The sequence below is a fragment of the Pseudovibrio sp. POLY-S9 genome (assembly GCF_001431305.1).
In the GTDB taxonomy this organism is placed as follows: Bacteria; Pseudomonadota; Alphaproteobacteria; order Rhizobiales; family Stappiaceae; genus Pseudovibrio.
In genome coordinates this window covers 1-1,607 of sequence record NZ_LCWX01000102.1, presented here as the reverse complement: position 1 = coordinate 1,607, position 1,607 = coordinate 1, and the positions used below count along the sequence as shown (strand labels likewise).

Here is a 1,607-nt window from a genome sequence, read left to right as displayed (position 1 = left end):
CGCTCAGGCTGCTATCAACCGAAGCGACAAGTATTGAGCGGGTTTCGCACCCGCTAGGAAAACGCGCCTTTCCACGGCGCACCAATTAATGTGGGTTTAGTGCCCTATATAGATGCAGATAATTCGGGCTCGAAATCACGATGTTTGCAAGCCCAAATGATTATGTTTGCAGGCGGCTACAGCTAACCAGAACGAAAAAGGGAGCCTGCGCTCCCCTCCTCTGCTGCTTTCCTCACACCTACTCGGGATCGTCGTGAGAGTAGGCATACAAACTCTCGTCAATTGGCCCATCACAGTCAAAGAGAATGTGGGAGCAGTCCTGCGCCCATGCAGCCGTGAGGCAGCTAAGCAAATCAATGGGAAGCTTCTCGCCGCTGTAGTCGTAATCCTTACTGGCAGAGACAAACAAACCGTTCATGAGGTTGCCACCATAGAGCGGGAAGGTTTCAGGCGTTTTCTCGCCAAACATTGCAAGCGTTTTGGGGGACAGGTGAGCGGTCGATAGATCGAGAACAGATAAGACATTCGAAGTCCGGCTCAACGGTGGCTCCTGCAGCTGACCTGGTGCCTTATCAATTTCACAGACAATCGCACTTGGATCTTCAAGATAGTGATGAGTGGCTTCCATGTACTGATCCATCATCTCAAGCATCAAAGATGGAAGCTCTCTGTCAAAATCACAACCTTGAGGGCTGTCGTCCGGGTGAAACATCAAGTCTGCTTTATGCAGTTCAATCAGAAAGGTGATTGCGGTTAAAGAGCAGGTCGGTTTTGTGAAGTTGTACATGGGGTGTCTCTGGATCTGTGCGTTAGAAAAGGCTTGGTTGCTGGTTGCCGGTTGGGCTCGCTTCAACTTGCTGGCGATGGGCCGCTGCCTTACTGGAGAGCTTGTGTGTTGGGATGTGAGCAAGGCTGGCCGTTGTCTGCTGCCATTCGTGAAGCCCTGCCTTGCTCATGTGGCGCAAAATGGCCTGCTTTAACTCATGATCGGTTTCACTGAGGCGCATGAGAGCTGCAACGACAAAAGCTCCATCATACATTTCAAAGCAGTTATCAAAGGCGCGGCTGTCTTCTCCAAGACAAAACCCTTCCCGCGCATAATTCACCCGCTGCTTAAAGGTCGTGTTTTGCGGATTGGTCAGACGCTTCCAAGCCCTGGCACAGTAATAATCTCCCATATCATCAACCTGCCGCTCATTGGCTGGCCCATGAAACGTCTTGCAGCCCTCGCAATACCAGTGCTGTGCATCTTGCTTCGTTTTCATATTCTCAGATCTCCTGTTCAAACTGGCCCCGTGTCCCTCTCAAAAGAGGGAGAGTTGAGCGGTTGGGGCTGCGTTGGAGAGTGCTGCAAGAGGAGGAAGGCAAACCGGCTCCACGGGCACAACAGGAGGTACTGGAACTGGTGTGGTAGTGAGCTGAGCTTCCTCTACCGGACACGGTGAAAAGTCGATCAGGGCCACCTCACACAGCGGGGAAACACCTTTCCAGCTTTTGCGGTAGACGGCAGTATCAATCCCCACGCCTGCCGTCATTTCAAAACCCTGTTTAGCTGCAAACTTGCCGCCTGCGCTGGTTGGCGTCTGGCGATGGCACTGCACACCAGA

The 1,607-nt window shown here is 52.4% G+C and carries 2 protein-coding genes and 1 pseudogene; all 3 read right to left on the bottom strand.

Annotated features, from left to right (window positions below):
* Positions 1-238: 238 nt before the first annotated feature.
* A complete protein-coding gene (locus PPL9_RS08780) occupies positions 239-787 on the bottom strand; it encodes a hypothetical protein (RefSeq protein WP_057462355.1) in 549 nt (182 codons plus the stop codon).
* Between the two features lie 22 nt (positions 788-809).
* A complete protein-coding gene (locus tag PPL9_RS08775; RefSeq protein WP_057462354.1) occupies positions 810-1,265 on the bottom strand; it encodes a hypothetical protein in 456 nt (151 codons plus the stop codon).
* A 39-nt stretch (positions 1,266-1,304) separates the two neighbouring features.
* A pseudogene (locus tag PPL9_RS32345) lies at positions 1,305-1,607 on the bottom strand (hypothetical protein); the annotation flags it as partial.